Below are 17,969 nucleotides of genomic sequence, written 5' to 3' on the forward strand. Positions count from 1 at the left end.
CCACAACAGGATCCGCAGGACGCGTAGTGGCTCCTTAGAAAGGAGGTGATCCAGCCGCACCTTCCGGTACGGCTACCTTGTTACGACTTAGTCCCAATCACCGGTCCCACCTTAGACGGCTCCTCCCACAAGGGTTAGGCCACCGGCTTCGGGTGTTACCGACTTTCGTGACTTGACGGGCGGTGTGTACAAGGCCCGGGAACGTATTCACCGCAGCGTTGCTGATCTGCGATTACTAGCGACTCCGACTTCATGGGGTCGAGTTGCAGACCCCAATCCGAACTGAGACCGGTTTTTTGGGATTCGCTCCACCTCACGGTTTCGCAGCCCTCTGTACCGGCCATTGTAGCATGCTTGAAGCCCAAGACATAAGGGGCATGATGATTTGACGTCATCCCCACCTTCCTCCGAGTTGACCCCGGCAGTCTCCTATGAGTCCCCACCATCACGTGCTGGCAACATAGAACGAGGGTTGCGCTCGTTGCGGGACTTAACCCAACATCTCACGACACGAGCTGACGACAACCATGCACCACCTGTGCACCAGCCCAAAGGGAAACCCCATCTCTGAGGCGATCCAGTGCATGTCAAGCCTTGGTAAGGTTCTTCGCGTTGCATCGAATTAATCAGCATGCTCCGCCGCTTGTGCGGGCCCCCGTCAATTCCTTTGAGTTTTAGCCTTGCGGCCGTACTCCCCAGGCGGGGCGCTTAATGCGTTAGCTGCGACACGGATCTCGTGGAATGAGACCCACGCCTAGCGCCCAACGTTTACGGCATGGACTACCAGGGTATCTAATCCTGTTCGCTCCCCATGCTTTCGCTTCTCAGCGTCAGTAATGGCCCAGAGACCTGCCTTCGCCATCGGTGTTCCTCCTGATATCTGCGCATTCCACCGCTACACCAGGAATTCCAGTCTCCCCTACCACACTCTAGTCTGCCCGTACCCACTGCACGTCCAGGGTTAAGCCCCAGATTTTCACAGCAGACGCGACAAACCGCCTACAAGCTCTTTACGCCCAATAATTCCGGACAACGCTCGCACCCTACGTATTACCGCGGCTGCTGGCACGTAGTTAGCCGGTGCTTCTTCTGCAGGTACCGTCACAAAAGCTTCTTCCCTGCTGAAAGAGGTTTACAACCCGAAGGCCGTCATCCCTCACGCGGCGTCGCTGCATCAGGCTTTCGCCCATTGTGCAATATTCCCCACTGCTGCCTCCCGTAGGAGTCTGGGCCGTGTCTCAGTCCCAGTGTGGCCGGTCGCCCTCTCAGGCCGGCTACCCGTCGTCGCCTTGGTAGGCCATTACCCCACCAACAAGCTGATAGGCCGCGAGTCCATCCACCACCGATAAATCTTTCCACCAACACCCCATGCGAGGGTCGGTCGTATCCAGTATTAGACGCCGTTTCCAGCGCTTATCCCAGAGTGGAGGGCAGGTTACTCACGTGTTACTCACCCGTTCGCCACTGATCCACGAGTGCAAGCACTCGCTTCACCGTTCGACTTGCATGTGTTAAGCACGCCGCCAGCGTTCGTCCTGAGCCAGGATCAAACTCTCCGTAGAAAATTTTGATACTGGCAGAGTCAGAATGAGTCGCTGGACTCAATCCTCATCGCCAAAGAAATCAACCAAACACACCCACAACACACCACCGCGAACGACGGAACGTCATGGATGCGAAAGGGATACAACAAAAATAATTTGGCATCGATTCATGACACACTGTTGAGTTCTCAAGGACCAAACACTCCCCAACATCCACCGCACCAACCCGCCAGAACTCCAGCAGGCCCACCGTGCGATCTCCTTCAGGGGCGATCCACAACCTTACACCATCCGAGCCGTGACCACCAACCCGGAACTCTCGAACCAGATCGCGACCACCAACCCAAACAACCGGGAAGGTCACCGCCACCCAAACCAGAACCACTCACTCACCGTGAGCCACCCGGCCGGGCAACGAGGAGGAACAATACACACACCCAAACCCCCACGCAAGCCGACTCGGGTCCGATTCGCGATGGACGTCCAACTCTGGCGGGATGACGCGGAATCTGGACCGTGATGGGGGCACTCTCCGTGCGCTTGGCCCCTCAAGGAAGGTCGCGCAGTGCCTCCGAGACGTGCTGCGGGAGCGCTGACGCACGCAACGGTCCGCCCTGCGAAGCACACCGACCAGCCCGACCGTGCAGGCGTGCGCCGAGTTCTGCCGCCAAGTGCCCGGGCAGCCCGAGCGCGAGCAGTCCTCCGACAACACCTGCGAGCACGTCCCCCGTACCGGCTGTCGACAACCACGGGGAGCCCGCGTCGACCACGGCGACCGCGATACCCCGCTCCTGCTCCCGGGGCGACGGGACGACGACGCTGACCCCGCCCTTGACGAGGACCGTGACCCCCCATCGCTCAGCGGCCACACCTCCTGCACCCACAGGGTCCGCCTCCACGCGGTGACGTTCCCACCCGATGAGCTCCCCCAGCTCCCCCGCATGGGGCGTGAGCACCACGGTGCCGGCGCGGTCGATCGCCTGCACCAGGCCCAGTGCGCCCGCGTCCAGCACCACGGGCTCGCCGTGGTGCAGCGCGGCACGCATGTCCTGCTGGCGCTCGGCGTCGTCGGGCGCGGTGCCCGGTCCGAGCACCCACGCCTGCACCCGCCCCGATCCGGGCACGACCTCGGGGCAGGACGAGAGCACCAGGTCCTCCGCCCGACGGGGACCCACGTAGCGCACCATGCCCACCCCCGTGTGCAGGGCTGCTGTGCTCGTCAGGACCGCGGCCCCGGGGTACCGCTCGCTCCCGGCGACGACCCCGACGACCCCGCGGGTGTACTTGTGGTCGGCCCGTCCAGGCCGGGGACAGCGCTCCAGCAGCTCGGCCAGCGTGTGCTCCACCAGAACGGGGGCCTCGTCCGGCTCCGCCAGACCGATGGGCGCCACCACCAGCTCCCCGCAGAGGTGGCGCGTGGCGGGTGCCAGGTGCACCGGCTTCAGGCAGGTGGGCGCCACGGTCACGTCCGCGACGAGGACGTCCCCCGCCTCCGCCACGGTGCGGCCGTGCGGGTCCGCGCCGCTCGGCAGGTCCACCGCCACCACCCGGGGCGCCGTCCCCTCCTCCCGACGCAGGTCGAGCGCGGTCGCGAGCTGACGCACGGGACCACGGAATCCGGGCCGTCCCCCGATGCCGAAGAGCCCGTCGACCACGACGTCTTCCGCCTCCCAGGCGTCGGTGAGCCCGCGAACCGCCGAGTCCGACACCACCCCCGGGTCCAGGAGGTCGATCACGCGGACACCCGCCTCCCGGGCCGCCTCCAGACCCTCCTCGTGGACGGTGTCCGCGCACAGGACCGCGGTGCACAGGGTTGCTCCGTCACGGGCCAGACCGGCCACGGCGTGCAGTGCGTCGCCACCGTTGTCGCCCGGACCCACCAACGCGTGCACTAGCCCACCGGGCCGCAGGCGTGCGGCGACCACGGACTCCACGGCGGACGCGGCCCGACGCATGAGCGTGCCGTCGTGGACCAGCGGACCGGCAGCCCGTTCCACCTGCCGCACCGCGTCGACCGAGTGGGCCGCCCGCGGCTGGCTCCCAGTCCCCCCGTGCTCGCTCCCGCCGTCCCCCTCCGCGACGACGGTCGCCACGGCGAGCCCCCCATCGTGCGTGAGGCTGACATGCCAGCGCGCGATCCCCAGCACCCCCGCGACCCGGGCCGCCTCGCCGTCGAGGCGCAGGTGCGGGCGGCCGTGCTCCCCGGACTCGATCCACGCCTGGCGGAAGCCCAACCCCGGGGGCGAGCCGAGCACCTTCGCGACGGCCTCCTTCGCCGCGAACCGTGCCGCGAGCGACGCGACCGGGAGATCGCGCTCGACCTCCGTGAAGAGCCGGTCGCGCAGCCCGGGGACGCGGTCGAGGGCGCCCGCGAGACGCTCCACCTCGACCACGTCGGTGCCCACGGAGACGATCACCGCCCCGCCTCCGGGACGGGAGACGGGGCGGTGACGTGACGACGGCTCATGCGCGGTGGCGTCAGCTCACTCGACGGTGACCGACTTGGCCAGGTTGCGCGGCTGGTCGACGTCCAGACCCTTGGCCGTGGACAGGTGCAGCGAGAACAGCTGCAGCGGGATGATGGCCAGCAGCGGCTGCAGCAGCGGGGTCGACGCGGGGACGCGGATCACCTCGTCCGCGAACGGCACGACCTGCTCGTCGCCCTCCTCGGCGATGACGAGGGTGCGGGCGCCACGCGCGCGGATCTCCTGGATGTTGGAGACCACCTTGCCATGCAGCCCGTGCGGGGCGTCGGTCGGCGGCACCACGATGAACACCGGCTGGCCGGGCTCGATGAGCGCGATCGGGCCGTGCTTGAGCTCGCCGGCCGCGAAGCCCTCGGCGTGGATGTAGGCGAGCTCCTTGAGCTTGAGCGCACCCTCCATCGCGATGGGGTAACCGACGTTGCGGCCCAGGAAGAGCACCGAGCGGGTGTCGGACATGAAGTGCGCGATCTCCTCGATGCGCGCGGTGTCCTCCAGCAGCGTCTCGATCTTCTCCGGGATGCGGTGCAGGTCCTCCAGCACCTTGCCGGCCTCGGTCGCGTACTCGCCGCCCTTGAGCTGGGCGAAGTAGAGGCCCAGCACGTAGCAGGCGGTGATCTGGGCGACGAAGGCCTTGGTGGAGGCCACCGCGATCTCCGGGCCCGCGTGCGTGTAGAGCACGGCGTCGGACTCGCGCGGGATGCTGGAGCCGTGGCTGTTGCAGATGGACAGCGTGCGGGCGCCGAGCTCCTTGGCGTGGCGGACCGCCATGAGGGTGTCCATCGTCTCGCCGGACTGCGAGATGGAGACGACCAGCGTGTTGGGGTCCAGCACCGGGTCGCGGTACCGGAACTCGTGGGCGAGGTCGACCTCGACCGGGATGCGGGCCCAGTGCTCGATGCCGTACTTGGCCACCATGCCGGCGTAGGCGGAGGTGCCGCAGGCGATGATGATGATCTTGTTGACGCCGCGCAGCTGGTCCTCGTCGATCTTCAGCTCGTCGAGGGTGAGGCGGCCGTCGGCGTCGGTGCGACCGAGCAGGGTGTCGCGCACGGCGTCGCCCTGGTCGTGGATCTCCTTCTCCATGAAGGTGTCGTAGCCGCCCTTCTCCGCGGCCGCAGCATCCCACGTGACCTCGAAGGGCTTGCCCTCGGCCGGGGTGCCGTCGAAGTTCATCACCGTGACCTCGTCGGCGGTGATGGTGGCGATCTGGTCCTGGTCCATCTCCATCGCCTGCTTGGTGTGGCTGATGAAGGCCGCGACGTCCGAGCCGAGGAAGTTCTCGCCCTCGCCCAGGCCGATGACCAGCGGGCTGTTGCGGCGGGCGCCCACGACGGTGCCCGGGGAGTCGGCGTGCACGGCGAGCAGGGTGAAGGCACCCTCCAGGCGGTTGACCACGGTGCGCATGGCCTCGGTCAGGTCACCCGCGTACTCCTTGGCCAGCAGGTGGGCGACGACCTCGGTGTCGGTCTCGGAGGTGAACTCGGCCCCGTCGGCCTCGAGCTCCTCGCGCAGGGAGTGGAAGTTCTCGATGATGCCGTTGTGGATCAGGGCGAGCTTCTCGTCCTTGCCACCCCGGTGGGGGTGGGCGTTCTCATCGGTGGGGCCACCGTGCGTGGCCCAGCGGGTGTGACCGATGGCGGTGCTCGTGTCCGGCAGCGTGTGCCGCTTGAGCTCCTCCTCGAGGTTCACCAGCTTGCCCGCCTTCTTGGCGGTCTCGACGCGACCGTCACCGACCAGCGCCACGCCCGCGGAGTCGTACCCGCGGTACTCCAGCCGCGCCAGGCCCTCCATGACGACGTCGAGAGCACGACGGCTCTTGTCGCGCCCGACATATCCCACGATTCCACACATGGCGCCCACACTAACCCGGGAGTCGGCCCCGCCGCGCCCGTCCCGTCGTGGCGCCGCCCACACGGCCCCGTCCCGATGCAGAATGGCGCGCATGTCGCACGGCACGGTGTCCTTCTCCCCCTATGTCGAGCTGGACCGGGACAGCTGGGCCCGCTTGCGCCAGTCGCACCCCATGAGCCTCACCGCCGAGGACGTGCGCCGCATCGAGGGCCTCGGCGACCGGATCAGCGTCGAGGAGGTCGAGCAGGTCTACCTGCCGCTGTGCCGCCTGATCAACCTCTACGTCCGCAACTCGCAGCGGCTCCGCGCCACGACCAACGAGTTCCTCGGGGAGTCGACCGAGCGCACCCCCTTCATCATCGGCGTGGCGGGCTCGGTGGCGGTCGGCAAGTCCACCACCGCCCGTCTGCTGCACGACCTCATGGCGCGCTGGCCGGAGACGCCCGAGGTGCAGCTGGTGACCACCGACGGCTTCCTGCACCCCAACGCGGTGCTCGAGGAGCGCGGGCTGATGGCGCGCAAGGGATTCCCCGAGAGCTACGACCGCCGCAAGCTGCTGCGCTTCGTCTCCTCGGTCAAGGCCGGCTCCCCCGAGGTGTCCGCCCCGGTGTACTCGCACCTCGTGTACGACATCGTGCCCGACGAGGAGATCGTCGTGCGCCAGCCCGACGTGCTCATCATCGAGGGACTCAACGTGCTGCAGCCGCCCACCATCCGCCGCGACGGCTCGGCCGGCCTGGCGGTCAGCGACTTCTTCGACTTCTCGGTCTACGTCGACGCCCGCACCGAGGACGTCAAGCAGTGGTACCTCGACCGCTTCCAGAAGCTGCGCACCACCGCCTTCGCGGACCCGGAGTCCTACTTCCACCGCTACGCGGACATGTCGGCGTACGACGCCGAGGACTTCGCGCTCTCGGTCTGGGACTCCATCAACGGGCCCAACCTGCAGCAGAACATCGCACCGACCAGGGGGCGGGCGACGGCCGTGCTGACGAAGGGCTCGGACCACTCCGTGCGGCGGGTGCTCCTGCGCAAGGTCTGACCGGGGACCCTGCGATGATGGCCCCATGACTGAGTACCGCACTGAACACGACTCCATGGGCGAGATGCAGGTCCCGGCGGACGCGCTGTACGGCGCCTCCACCGCCCGGGCCGTCGAGAACTTCCCGATCTCCGGTCGACCGGTCCCGGCGGCCGTGGTGCACGCCTTCGGCCAGCTGAAGGCCGCGGCGGCGCGCGCGAACGCCGAGCTGGGAAACCTGGACCAGGCGAAGGCCGACGCCATCGTGGCCGCCGCCGAGAGCGTGGCCAAGGGTGAGCACGACGAGCACTTCCCCGTCGACATCTTCCAGACCGGCTCGGGCACCTCCACCAACATGAACTCCAACGAGGTCATCGCGACCCTGGCGCGCCGCGCGGGCACCGACGTGCACCCGAACGACGACGTGAACATGGGCCAGTCCTCGAACGACACCTTCCCCACCGCCATGCGCGTGGCCATGGCGCAGGCCGTCTCCGAGCGGCTGGACCCGGCGCTGGAGACCCTCCAGAAGGCACTGGAGGCCAAGGCGCAGGAGTTCGCCGAGGTCGTGAAGGCCGGCCGCACCCACCTCATGGACGCCGTGCCGGTGACGCTGGGCCAGGAGTTCGGTGGCTACGCCCGTCAGGTCGAGCTGGGCCGCCAGCGCCTCGCGCAGGCCGCCGAGGCCGTGGCCGAGCTGCCGCTGGGCGGCACCGCCGCCGGCACCGGGCTGAACGCCCACCCGGAGTTCGCCGGCAAGGCGATCGCCGACCTCTCCCGCCAGGTGGGCGTGGAGATGCGCGAGGCACAGGACCACTTCGAGGCGCAGTCCACGCAGGACGCCGTGGTGCACCTGTCGGCCGCGACCCGCCTCATCGCGGTCTCGCTGACCAAGATCTGCAACGACCTGCGCTGGATGGGCTCCGGCCCCCGCGCCGGTCTGGGCGAGCTGCGCATCCCCGAGCTGCAGCCGGGCTCCTCGATCATGCCGGGCAAGGTGAACCCGGTGATCCCGGAGGCCACGCTGATGGTCTGCGCCCGCGTCATGGGCAACGACGCCACCATCGCCTTCGGTGGCACCACCGGCTCCTTCGAGCTGAACATGATGCTGCCGGTGATGGCCACCGACATGCTGGACTCGCTGGACCTGCTGGCCGGCGCCTCCCGCGTGCTGGCCGACCGCTGCGTCTCCGGCCTGGAGGCCAACACCGAGCAGCTGGCCGAGTACGCGGGCGCCTCCACGGCCATCGTCACCGCGCTCAACGCGAAGATCGGCTACGAGGCCGCCTCCAAGGTGGCCAAGCAGTCGCTGGCCGAGAAGAAGACCGTGCGCCAGGTGGTCATCGACCGGGGCCACGTGGAGAACGGCGACCTCACCGAGGCCGAGCTCGACGAGGCGCTGGACCTGCTGGGCATGGCCACTCCCCACCAGAAGTGACCCCGGGGGGCGGCGACGCCCCCACCCCCGGGCACGCGGAAGGGCCCCACCACGTGGTGGGGGCCCTTCCGCGTGTCGGAGCCGGGTCGGCTCAGTACCAGTTGTGCGCCACGGAGTGCGCCCAGGCGCCGCAGGGCGTGCCGTAGCGGCCGCTGATGTAACCCAGGCCCCAATCGATCTGGGTGGCCGGGTTGGTCCGCCAGTCAGCGCCGGAGGACGCCATCTTGCTGCCGGGCAGGGCCTGCGGGATGCCGTAGGCACCGGAGGTCGGGTTCGTGGCCGAGACCTGCCACTGGCTCTCCTTGGCCCAAAGGTTGTCGAGGCACTTGAACTCCGAGGCACCCAGACCACGCTCGGCGAGCATGGCGCGGGCGACCGAACGGGGGTCACCGTTCGAGACCGGCACCTCGGTCTCCTGCTCCTCGTCCTGACGCTCCTCGCGCTCCTCGCGCTCCTGGCGCTCGCGCTCCTCACGCTCACGACGCTCGGCGGCCTCGCGCACACGCTCCTCACGCTCCGCGGCCTCGCGGGCGCGACGCTGGTGCTCGGCGTACTCACGCTCACGCTGCTCCTGGGCAGCCTTCTCGGCACGCTCCTGAGCCGCCTTCTCGGCGGCCTCGCGCTCAGCGCGCTCCTGCGCGGCCTTCTCAGCAGCGGCCTTCTGGGCCGCCTCACGCTCGGCCTTCTCCTGCGCAGCCTTCTCAGCGGCAGCCTCACGCTGGGCCTGCTCCTGAGCCGCCTTCTGAGCAGCGGCCTTCTGGGCCGCCTCACGCTCGGCCTTCTCCTGCGCAGCCTTCTCCGCAGCAGCCTTCTGGGCCGCCTCGCGCTGCGCCTTCTCGGCAGCTGCCCGCTCGGCAGCCTCACGATCAGCGCGCTCCTGCGCGGCCTTCTCAGCAGCGGCCTTCTTCGCCGCCTCACGCTCGGCCTTCTCCTGCGCAGCCTTCTCCGCAGCAGCCTTCTGGGCCGCCTCGCGCTGCGCCTTCTCGGCAGCTGCCCGCTCGGCAGCCTCACGCTCAGCGCGCTCCTGCGCGGCCTTCTCAGCAGCCGCCTTCTGAGCAGCAGCCCTCTCGGCAGCCTCACGCTCGGCCTTCTCCTGAGCAGCCTTCTCAGCAGCCTGGCGCTCGGCCTCACGCTGCGCGGCGGCCTGCCGCGCGGCCTTGCGCTCCGCGGCCTTCTCGGCTGCCTCACGCTGCTCGCGCAGCTCCGCGGCCTCACGGGCCTCCGCACGCTCGGCGGCAGCCTCCTCCGCGGCCCCACGCTCGGCCGCAGCACGCGCGGCGGCCTCCCGGGCAGCCTGCTGACGGGCACTCTCCGCACGCTCCTGCGCGGCCTCGCGGGCCTTCTTCTGGGCGGCGGCCTCGTCCTTCTTCTGCTCACCACCCGAGCGGCTGGCGCGCTCGTCGCGGTCGTCGGCCTTCACCTCGTGGTTCAGGGCCGCCGCGTTGTCCTCGGGCGCGGGGTCCGAGGGCAGGGTCGACACCGTCACACCGGCGACGGAGGCCAGGGCCGTCACAGCGGCCGCCGCACCCGCGACCGGGTGACGACGGAGCACGTTCGTGCCGCGGCGCGACGCGTTGTCAGGGGACACGTTCATCGAGACATCCTTCGAGTCATGGCCGGGAAGGGACATCCCAGCCCTCGTCAGGGCTCCCGCCCGATGGACGCAGGAGCATCGGTCTGCCGCCCCACATGGGACGCATGGGGCGCAGACGACCCGGCACCCTTGCGCACCGAGGGGTCGCGGGTCAAGCCACGACCCCTCATCACCCGGCGAAAAGCAATGGGCCCCGACGGATCACGGCTCGAGCAGCTCGGTCACCAGGGCCGCGATGGGCGAGCGCTCCGAACGGGTCAGCGTGACGTGGGAGAACAGCGGCCGGCCCTTGAGTGCCTCGATGACGGCAGCAACCCCGTCGTGACGCCCCACCCGCAGGTTGTCCCGCTGAGCGACGTCGTGGGTGAGCACGACGCGGCTGTTCTGTCCGATGCGGGAGAGCACCGTGAGCAGCACGTTGCGCTCCAGCGACTGGGCCTCGTCCACGATGACGAACGCGTCGTGGAGCGATCGGCCGCGGATGTGCGTCAGCGGCAGCACCTCGATGAGCCCGCGGTCCACGATCTCCTCCACGACCTCCCGGGAGACCACGGCCCCCAGGGTGTCGAAGACGGCCTGGGCCCACGGCCCCATCTTCTCGTTCTCGCTGCCCGGCAGGTAGCCGAGCTCCTGCCCGCCGACCGGGTAGAGCGGCCGGAAAACCAGCACCTTGCTCTGCTGGCGCCTCTCCATGACGGCCTCCAGCCCGGCGCACAGCGCGAGCGCCGACTTGCCCGTGCCGGCGTGCCCGCCCAGGGACACGATGCCCACGTCCGGATCGAGCAGCAGGTCCAGGGCGACCCGCTGCTCGGCGCTGCGTCCGTGCAGCCCGAAGGCGTCCCGATCCCCGCGGACCATGCGCAGGGCACCGTCGGGGGTGACGCGGGCGAGGCCGGAGCCCGTGGGCGAGGTGAGCACCACACCGGTGTTGCAGGGCAGGGTGAGGGCCTCTTCGACGATGACGCGCCCCTCGTCGTAGAGGCTGTCCATCTGCTCGGCCGTCACCCCGAGCGAGGCCATGCCGGTCCAGCCGGAGTCGACCGCCATCTCGTTGCGGTACTCCTGTGCCTCCAGGCCGACGGCCGAGGCCTTGACCCGGAGCGGCAGGTCCTTGGAGACCACGCACACGTCGTGCCCCTCGTCGGCGAGGTTGCGGGCCACCGAGAGGATGCGGGTGTCGTTGTCCCCCAGCCGGAAGCCGGCCGGCAGGGACGAGGGGTCGGTGTGGTTGAGCTCCACCCGGAGCCAGCCGCCCCCGTCGGTGGGCACCGGGCGGTCCAGGTAACCGTGGCGGATGCGCAGGTCGTCCAGGGTGCGCAGTGCGCTGCGGGCGAAGTAGCCCAGCTCAGGGTGGTGGCGCTTGCCCTCGAGCTCGGTGACGACGACGACCGGGAGCACGACCTCGTGCTCGGCGAAACGCATCATGGCCCGGGGGTCGGACAGCAGGACCGAGGTGTCCACCACGTAGGTGCGCAGGCCGGTGGCCGTCGCCGGGCTCGTCGACGTCTCCGGGGCCGTGGCCACCTCACCCCCCTCCGTGCGATCCGTCGTGGGGAGCTGCTGGTGACCGGTCATGACGCCTCCTGTCCCGCGTCGGCCGACGCGGGTCGACTCGTTGACACACCCGAATCTAGGTGTCGGTGGAGGCGCCGTCGCCCCCGCGCGCACCGGGTTCCGAGCGTTGTCCAGACGTTCACGCCGCGTTCAGAGGCCGCCGTGCGGGTCAGCGGCCGAAGCGGCGCTCCCGGTCGGCGTAGGCGCGCAGGGCACGGAGGAAGTCCACCCGCCGGAAGTCCGGCCAGTAGGCCTCGCAGAAGTAGAATTCGCTCTTCTCGCTCTGCCACAGCAGGAAGCCGCCCAGCCGCTGCTCACCCGAGGTGCGGATCACCAGGTCCGGGTCCGGCTGGCCCTTGGTGTAGAGGTGTTCGGCGATGACCTCGGGCGTCACCCGGTCGGCCGCCTCCGCGAGGTCAAGCCCCTCGGCGTCCCACTGGCGCAGCAGGGAGGCCACGGCATCACTGATCTCCTTGCGCCCGCCGTAGCTGATGGCCACGTTCACCAGCAGGCCCTCGACCTCCTGGGTGCGCCGGACGGCGTCCTCCAGCACCGCCCGGCTGGCCGGGGGCAGAAGATCGGGCGAGCCGACCAGGTGCAGCCGCCAGCGACCGCTGGCGGCCAGGTCGGTCACCGCCTGCTCGATGATCTCCAGCAGCGGCTCGAGCTCCTCGGTGGGGCGCTTGAGGTTGTCCGTGGAGAGCATCCACAGCGTGACGACCTCGATGTCAAGCTCCTCGCACCACCCGAGGAAGGGCTCGATGTTGTCCGCACCGGCACGGTGCCCCTCGGCGGTGTCGGAGCCGCGCTCCCGCGCCCAGCGCCGGTTGCCGTCCAGCATCACCCCGACGTGGCAGGGCAGCCGCGCGGGGTCGAGGTCCTGGACGATGCGCTGCTCGTAGGCGCTGTACACCAGGCCACGCACCCGCCCCGTCGTGCCGCTCGTCGACTCGCTCACGCGTCCTCGCCCCCCGGCGGCGTGCGCCGCACGTCCGCATCCGGCTCCGTGGTCCGGTCGGTTGGGCCGGCCTCCCGACGCCGCGCCTCGGCGGCCTCGTGCTCACGCTCCTCGGCGGCCTGCTGCTTCTCCGCGTAGCTGACGCGGCGGAGGTGGCGCGTCATGCTCCAGCCGAGGGCCCAGACGGCCAGCGCCAGCAGGAACATCGCCAGGAAGGCACCGACCCCACCGGTGATCGAGACGTTCGTGTCCGCGCCGCCCTGGGCCAGGAACTGACCACCCATCACGCGTCCTCCTCCACTCGGGTCCGTCCGTCGTACGCCGCCTGCTCCCACGAGGCCGTCCGCGCCAGCTCGTCGGCGGCCGCCACGTCCTGCGGCAGGCCCGCGAACAGGTCGTCCTCCGGGAGCTCGGTGGGGACCAGCGAGACGGCGAGCTCGTAGTCCTCGTAAGGGTAGGCCGCCCGCTGCAGATCCAGCGGGACCTTGAAGAACCAGCCCACGGGATCGATCTGGGTGGCGTGGGCCCGCAGGGCGTCGTCCCGCTGCTCGAAGAACTCGCCGCACTGCACGCGGGTGGTGAGGCGACGCCGAGGCCGGTCCTTCATGCGCTCCATCCAGTCCCCGTAGGGCGACTCCACCCCGGCCTCCTCGCAGGCCACGTGCAGGGCCTCGATGCGCTCGGGGTTGAAGCCGTGGTTGTAGTAGACCTTCAGCGGTTGCCACGGCTCGCCGGCGTCCACGAAGCGCTCCGGGTCGCCCGCGGCCTCCAGGGCGGCCATCGTCACCCGGTGGGTCATGATGTGGTCCGGGTGCGGGTAGCCGCCGTTCTCGTCATAGGTCGTCACCACGTGCGGCCGCACCTCGCGGATCACCCGGACGAGGGCCTCGGCGGTCACCTCCAGGGGCTCCAGCGCGAAGCAGCCGTCCGGCAGGGCCGGCAGGGGGTCCCCCTCGGGCAGCCCGGAGTCGACGAAGCCGAGCCAGACGTGGTCGACGCCCAGGATCCCCTGCGCCGCCGCCATCTCGCGCCGCCGCACCTCCACGATGTTCCGCAGCACCTCGGGGTCGTCCTGCAGGAAGGGGTTCAGCACGTCGCCGCGCTCACCGCCGGTGCAGGAGACGACGGTCACCGGGTGCCCGGCGGCGCGGTAGCGCAGCACGGTCGCAGCACCCTTGCTCGACTCGTCGTCGGGGTGCGCGTGCACTGCGAGCAGACGGAGCTGGTCGGTCACGGGGCGCCTTTCTGGTGGCCACGGGGGTGGTCGCCCGACCGGGACGACCGATGGACAACAATGGTGCACCGGTCATTGTCCCCCATCGGCGCGTGGCGAGACGTGGCCGGGCGGTCACCGACCCGATCCCCGAGGAGCACGATGCCCACCACGCCCCCCCGCCCCACCCACCGGCTGTCGCAGCGCGCCTGGTGGGTCATCGGCATCGTGGGTGTGGGGCTGGCCACCGCCCTGGTGGTCTGGTACGCCCTGCTGCTGAGCACCGACAAGCCGAACTGGTTCTACGCCGGGCACGAGGACATCTCGGACAGCTCCGTGACGGTCATCTACGACGTGCACCGTGACCCGGGCCGGGAGGTCGTCTGCCGCCTGGTGGCCGAGGACGAGCAGCACGCCGTCGTCGGCAGCCGGGAGGTGACCGTGCCCCCGCACGAGAAGGGCTCGACCCGCGAGCGGACGGTCGTGCGCACCACCTCGAGACCGCTCGTGGGCAACGTGTCCAGCTGCTGGTACCCCGGCTCCTGAGCCGACGAGGATGGCGGCACGGCGCGCCACGGCGTAGACTGGCCGATCACACGAACGCAAACCAGGGTCCGGTCGCGAAGCTGGCGGCCGGACCTTTCCGCAGTCCGGCCCGGTTCAGCGACGGGCTGCGGACCGCCACTCTGCTAAGGAGAGTGACCATGGCTGAAGCCACCCAGGAGACGAGCTACCTCACGCGCGCCGCCTTCGACCGTCTCAGCGCCGAGCTCGAGCAGCTCAAGGGCGAGGGCCGACGGGACATCGCCTACCGCATCGAGGAGGCCCGGTCGGAGGGTGACCTCAAGGAGAACGGCGGCTACCACGCCGCCAAGGAGGAGCAGGGGAAGATGGAGGCACGCATCCATCAGCTCACCACCCTGCTCGAGAACGCCGAGGTCGGCGAGGAGCCCCCGGCCGACGACGGCGTGGTCGAGCCCGGCATGGTCGTGACCATCGAGATGTTCGGCGACACCGAGACCTTCCTGTTCGGCAACCGCGAGATCGCCGACGGCGACGACCTGCAGGTGTACTCGGAGAAGTCCCCCCTCGGCCAGGCCATCGACGGCCACAACCAGGGCGAGACGGTGTCCTACGAGGCACCCAACGGCAAGAGCATCGACGTGAAGATCGTCGGAGTCCGCCCCTACGAGGGCTGATCGACCACCCAGCAGAGGGCCCCGCCGCGAGTTCGCGGCAGGGCCCTCTCGCGCACCCGGCCCGGGTGGCCCACGGCCCCCGGGCAGGTGGAAGCATGGAGCCATGAGCACACTCCTGGCCCCCGGAACCCCGCACGCCGTCCTGGGAACCCCGATGGACTCCTGGCCCGAGGGCAGTGAGGTCATCCACCTGGCCGGCGGCTGCTTCTGGGGCATCGAGCGCTTCTACTGGACGCTGCCCGGCGTGGTCACGACCTCGGCCGGCTACATGGGCGGCACCGACCCGCAGCCGACCTACCGCTCGGTCTGCGGCGGCGGCACCGGTCACGCCGAGACCGTGCAGGTGGTCTTCGACCCGCAGCGCACCAGCGTCGACGAGGTGCTGAAGGTGTTCTGGGAGAACCACGACCCGACCCAGGGCAACCGGCAGGGCAACGACGTCGGCGAGCAGTACCGCTCGGCGATCTTCTGCACCACCGACCACCAGGTGCGGGTGGCCGAGGCGACGCGCGACGCGATGCAGGAGCAGCTGACCGCCGCCGGGCACGGCCCGATCACCACCGAGATCGTGGTTCCCTCCCAGGCGGGCGAGTACCACCTGGCCGAGGAGTACCACCAGCAGTACCTGCACAAGAACCCCGACGGGTACTGCAACCACGGCCCGAACGGCATGACCTGCCCCGTCGGCCTGGTCGACCTGCCGGCACAGACGGACGTCCTCCCGCCCGCCGAGTGAGGCTCAGGCCGCCCGCTCGGTGACGGCGGCCAGCACCTCCGGCCAACGCCGGTCCAGCCAGCGGCCGGCGGCCACGATGCTGCCCCAGGCGACGCCCGCTCCCAGGAGCACACCGGTGGGCCCCACCACGTGCTGCAGGGCACCCGCGTCGCGGGTGAGCAGCCACAGGACGAGCAGCACGACCGAGAGCGTCCCCATGACCAGCCAGGTGACGACCATGGCCAGCAGGGTGGCCAGCGTGCTGCCGGGCGGCGTCGAGAACTGGTTGGCCCCGGGCTGCGGGGCCGGGAACTGCCAGAGCGCGGAGGTGAGCTGCCCCGCCCCGCACCCGGCCAGCAGGATGCCGAGGCCCACGCCGGCGCCGTTGGGCAGCTGGTCCCAGCGGCCGCTGACGGCGGCCCCGACGACGGCTGCCAGCAGCACCACGGGGACGGCGACCGTGACGACGGCCAGGAACCTGCCCCAGCGGTCCTGCACGCCGCGGATGCCGGAGACGACGTGCGCCCACAGGGCCGAGCCGTCGTAGCTGGTGTCCTGCATGGTGACCATGGCGAAGGACAGGGCCACGGCCGCCCCGGCGTAGGGCAGCAGCGGCAGGTCGGTGGAGGCCACCCCCTGGAGGAGGATCGGTGCGACGAAGAGCACCGGCATGAGCAGCGCCACCGCGAAGTTCATGACGTAGCGCGGGTCGCGGCGCCAGTTGACCAGGCTCCGCATCATCACTCCCCCGGCCGGCGTGGGCGGGGCGAGCGCGGCCAGCCTCCCCGTGCGCACCTCGTGGGCCCGCCCGGTGGACTCCAGCGGGGAGACCAGGCGCTCGGCCACGGCGCGCGCCCAGCCCCACAGCAGCAGCCCGACCAGCGCCAGGACGAGAACCAGCCGCAGCCCGGCGTCCACCCAGTCACCGGCGACCACCGCCCGGGGGATCGCCCAGGGCAGCCCGAAGGGGGTCCAGCCGGCGACGTCCGCGATGGCCTCGAGGCGCTCGCGGAGATCGGTGGCGGACGCGACCCCGACCATCACGACGTTGCTGAGCAGCCCGCTGCAGGCCGCGAGGACGACCCCCACCCCGGTGGCGAGGTCCCGCACCCAGCGCGGGGTGTCCGGCGAGCTCATGGCGGCCGCCATGCCACTGCGCAGCGCCACCGTGACGACCGCCCACAGGACCGCTGCCACGAGGGCGGCGACGAGCGCGGCCGCCGAGGTGGACAGCCCCACGACGCCACCGGCGGCACCGAGCAGCAGGATCGGCCCGGTGACCCCGATGAGGGAGCCGACCAGCAGACCGGGCAGCAGGTCGCGGGCGCCCACCGGCAGCAGCGCGAAGCGCCCGGGGTCGAGCGTGTCGTCAACCCCGGTGGAGACCAGCGGGACGAGCACGAGACCGAAGGAGGTGCCGGCCAGCACGCAGGTGACCAGCGCCGCGGCCACCGCCGGGTCCAGGGTGCGCGTCGCACCGAGCCCCAGGGCCAGCCCCACCGCGAGCGCCAACCCGACCACCAGGCCGAGGACGAAGCCCACCAGCTGCCACCCGTTGCGCCGGAATCCCGCCCTCAGCAGAGTCAGCTTGAGGCGGATCAGGAGCGCAACCACGAGAGCTCCTCGCCACCGGTGGTGCGGCCCCCGCCGACGAGGCGCAGGAAGGTGTCCTGCAGCGAGTCGCCGTGCCGCACGTCCTCGACCGTCCCGGCGACCAGGAGGTGGCCCTCCTGCATGATCGCGACGTGGGAGCAGAGGGACTGCACGAGCTCCATGACGTGGCTGGAGATGACCACGGTGCCACCGCCGGCCGCGTAGTCCGAGAGCAGGTCGCGGATGCCCTGGGCGGAGACGGGGTCCACCGCCTCGAGGGGCTCGTCGAGCACCAGCAGGCGCGGGGCGTGGATCAGCGCGCACGCGAGCCCGATCTTCTTGGTCATGCCGGCCGAGTAGTCGACGACCATCTTGCGGGCGGCCGGCTCCAGGCCGAGTGCGTGCAGGAGCTGCCCGGACCGCTCGGCGACGACCGACCGCTCCAGACCGTGCAGGCGGCCGACGTAGGTGAGCAGCTCGCTGCCGGAGAGCCGGTCGAACAGGCGCATGCCGTCGGGGAGGACCCCCATGAGCGCCTTCGCGGACCGCGGGTCGGACCAGACGTCGTGCCCGAGCACCCGTACTGCCCCGGCGTCGGGGCGCAGCAGGCCAGTGGCCATGGACAGGGCCGTCGTCTTGCCCGCACCGTTCGGGCCCACGAGCCCCAGCACGGCACCCCGTGGCACGTCGAGGTCGACCCCCGCCACGGCGACCTGTCCGCCGAAGACCTTGGTGAGCCCTCGCCACTGCATCGCCACGCCCGGGTCCCCTGCGCCCTGTCCGTCCATGGGGCGAAAACTACA

14 protein-coding genes and 1 rRNA gene are annotated in these 17,969 nt (G+C 70.4%); 5 read left to right on the plus strand and 10 right to left on the minus strand.

Annotated features, from left to right (window positions below; genetic code table 11):
- Positions 1-38 precede the first annotated feature (38 nt).
- The 3 genes from ACY8FT_RS06830 to glmS all read right to left on the minus strand — a co-directional run bounded on the left by ACY8FT_RS06830 (position 39) and on the right by glmS (position 5,881).
- Positions 39-1,562, minus strand: a 16S ribosomal RNA gene (locus ACY8FT_RS06830).
- A 530-nt stretch (positions 1,563-2,092) separates the two neighbouring features.
- On the minus strand, positions 2,093-3,961 hold the full coding sequence (locus tag ACY8FT_RS06835; RefSeq protein WP_462418145.1) for a holo-ACP synthase: 1,869 nt from the start codon (positions 3,959-3,961) through the stop codon (positions 2,093-2,095).
- Positions 3,962-4,027: 66 nt separating this feature from the next.
- Positions 4,028-5,881: a glutamine--fructose-6-phosphate transaminase (isomerizing) gene (gene glmS, locus ACY8FT_RS06840; protein WP_462418146.1), complete on the minus strand. Its 1,854-nt coding sequence runs from the start codon at positions 5,879-5,881 to the stop codon at positions 4,028-4,030.
- A 91-nt stretch (positions 5,882-5,972) separates the two neighbouring features.
- On the opposite strand from glmS, the gene coaA reads away from it, so the two are divergent.
- Together coaA and ACY8FT_RS06850 are read left to right on the plus strand one after the other, a co-directional pair.
- Positions 5,973-6,923 (plus strand): type I pantothenate kinase, encoded by a 951-nt coding sequence (coaA, locus tag ACY8FT_RS06845; protein WP_462418147.1) that lies wholly within the window; start codon positions 5,973-5,975, stop codon positions 6,921-6,923.
- A gap of 25 nt (positions 6,924-6,948) precedes the next feature.
- Complete coding sequence (locus ACY8FT_RS06850) at positions 6,949-8,340, plus strand: class II fumarate hydratase (RefSeq protein WP_462418148.1); 1,392 nt, start codon at positions 6,949-6,951, stop codon at positions 8,338-8,340.
- A 91-nt stretch (positions 8,341-8,431) separates the two neighbouring features.
- Here ACY8FT_RS06850 and ACY8FT_RS06855 read toward each other — a convergent pair whose 3' ends face one another.
- From ACY8FT_RS06855 to mca, 5 genes are all read right to left on the minus strand, one after another.
- Positions 8,432-9,934 (minus strand): aggregation-promoting factor C-terminal-like domain-containing protein, encoded by a 1,503-nt coding sequence (locus ACY8FT_RS06855; protein ID WP_462418149.1) that lies wholly within the window; start codon positions 9,932-9,934, stop codon positions 8,432-8,434.
- A 201-nt stretch (positions 9,935-10,135) separates the two neighbouring features.
- Entirely contained in the window at positions 10,136-11,509 is a 1,374-nt protein-coding gene (locus ACY8FT_RS06860; protein WP_462418150.1) for a PhoH family protein, read from the minus strand.
- Positions 11,510-11,657: 148 nt separating this feature from the next.
- Complete coding sequence (locus ACY8FT_RS06865) at positions 11,658-12,446, minus strand: isoprenyl transferase (protein WP_462418151.1); 789 nt, start codon at positions 12,444-12,446, stop codon at positions 11,658-11,660.
- A complete protein-coding gene (locus ACY8FT_RS06870) occupies positions 12,443-12,730 on the minus strand; it encodes a hypothetical protein (RefSeq protein ID WP_462418152.1) in 288 nt (95 codons plus the stop codon). Before ACY8FT_RS06870 ends, ACY8FT_RS06865 begins: the two co-directional genes overlap by 4 nt.
- Positions 12,730-13,680 (minus strand): mycothiol conjugate amidase Mca, encoded by a 951-nt coding sequence (mca, locus tag ACY8FT_RS06875; protein WP_462418153.1) that lies wholly within the window; start codon positions 13,678-13,680, stop codon positions 12,730-12,732. The genes ACY8FT_RS06870 and mca overlap by 1 nt, the downstream gene beginning before the upstream one ends.
- Positions 13,681-13,821: 141 nt before the next feature.
- Between mca and ACY8FT_RS06880 the strand changes: the two genes are divergently transcribed.
- The 3 genes from ACY8FT_RS06880 (at position 13,822) to msrA (ending at position 15,594) form a co-directional block, all read left to right on the plus strand.
- Positions 13,822-14,205 (plus strand): DUF4307 domain-containing protein, encoded by a 384-nt coding sequence (locus ACY8FT_RS06880; protein ID WP_462418154.1) that lies wholly within the window; start codon positions 13,822-13,824, stop codon positions 14,203-14,205.
- 158 nt (positions 14,206-14,363) lie between these two features.
- Positions 14,364-14,858 carry a transcription elongation factor GreA gene (greA, locus tag ACY8FT_RS06885; RefSeq protein ID WP_462418155.1) on the plus strand — a complete coding sequence of 165 codons (495 nt, stop codon included), beginning with the start codon at positions 14,364-14,366 and terminating at the stop codon, positions 14,856-14,858.
- A gap of 103 nt (positions 14,859-14,961) precedes the next feature.
- Positions 14,962-15,594, plus strand: a complete 633-nt coding sequence (gene msrA, locus ACY8FT_RS06890; protein WP_462418156.1) for a peptide-methionine (S)-S-oxide reductase MsrA — start codon at positions 14,962-14,964, stop codon at positions 15,592-15,594.
- A 3-nt stretch (positions 15,595-15,597) separates the two neighbouring features.
- Here msrA and ACY8FT_RS06895 read toward each other — a convergent pair whose 3' ends face one another.
- Together ACY8FT_RS06895 and ACY8FT_RS06900 are read right to left on the minus strand one after the other, a co-directional pair.
- On the minus strand, positions 15,598-17,187 hold the full coding sequence (locus ACY8FT_RS06895) for a hypothetical protein (RefSeq protein WP_462418157.1): 1,590 nt from the start codon (positions 17,185-17,187) through the stop codon (positions 15,598-15,600).
- The gene (locus ACY8FT_RS06900; protein ID WP_462418158.1) at positions 17,172-17,954 is read right to left on the minus strand and encodes an ABC transporter ATP-binding protein; all 783 of its coding nucleotides are present in this window, start codon (positions 17,952-17,954) and stop codon (positions 17,172-17,174) included. Before ACY8FT_RS06900 ends, ACY8FT_RS06895 begins: the two co-directional genes overlap by 16 nt.
- Positions 17,955-17,969 lie beyond the last annotated feature (15 nt).

The organism is Kytococcus sp. Marseille-QA3725 (genome assembly GCF_054950055.1).

What these genes read in the sequence shown, in the direction of transcription:
- glmS (WP_462418146.1), bottom strand. Translation starts at nt 5,881, where the DNA reads ATGTGTGGAATCGTGGGATATGTCGGGCGCGACAAGAGCCGTCGTGCT.
- coaA (WP_462418147.1), top strand. Translation starts at nt 5,973, where the DNA reads ATGTCGCACGGCACGGTGTCCTTCTCCCCCTATGTCGAGCTGGACCGG.
- ACY8FT_RS06850 (WP_462418148.1), top strand. Translation starts at nt 6,949, where the DNA reads ATGACTGAGTACCGCACTGAACACGACTCCATGGGCGAGATGCAGGTC.
- ACY8FT_RS06855 (WP_462418149.1), bottom strand. Translation starts at nt 9,934, where the DNA reads ATGAACGTGTCCCCTGACAACGCGTCGCGCCGCGGCACGAACGTGCTC.
- ACY8FT_RS06860 (WP_462418150.1), bottom strand. Translation starts at nt 11,509, where the DNA reads ATGACCGGTCACCAGCAGCTCCCCACGACGGATCGCACGGAGGGGGGT.
- ACY8FT_RS06870 (WP_462418152.1), bottom strand. Translation starts at nt 12,730, where the DNA reads ATGGGTGGTCAGTTCCTGGCCCAGGGCGGCGCGGACACGAACGTCTCG.
- ACY8FT_RS06880 (WP_462418154.1), top strand. Translation starts at nt 13,822, where the DNA reads ATGCCCACCACGCCCCCCCGCCCCACCCACCGGCTGTCGCAGCGCGCC.
- greA (WP_462418155.1), top strand. Translation starts at nt 14,364, where the DNA reads ATGGCTGAAGCCACCCAGGAGACGAGCTACCTCACGCGCGCCGCCTTC.
- msrA (WP_462418156.1), top strand. Translation starts at nt 14,962, where the DNA reads ATGAGCACACTCCTGGCCCCCGGAACCCCGCACGCCGTCCTGGGAACC.
- ACY8FT_RS06900 (WP_462418158.1), bottom strand. Translation starts at nt 17,954, where the DNA reads ATGGACGGACAGGGCGCAGGGGACCCGGGCGTGGCGATGCAGTGGCGA.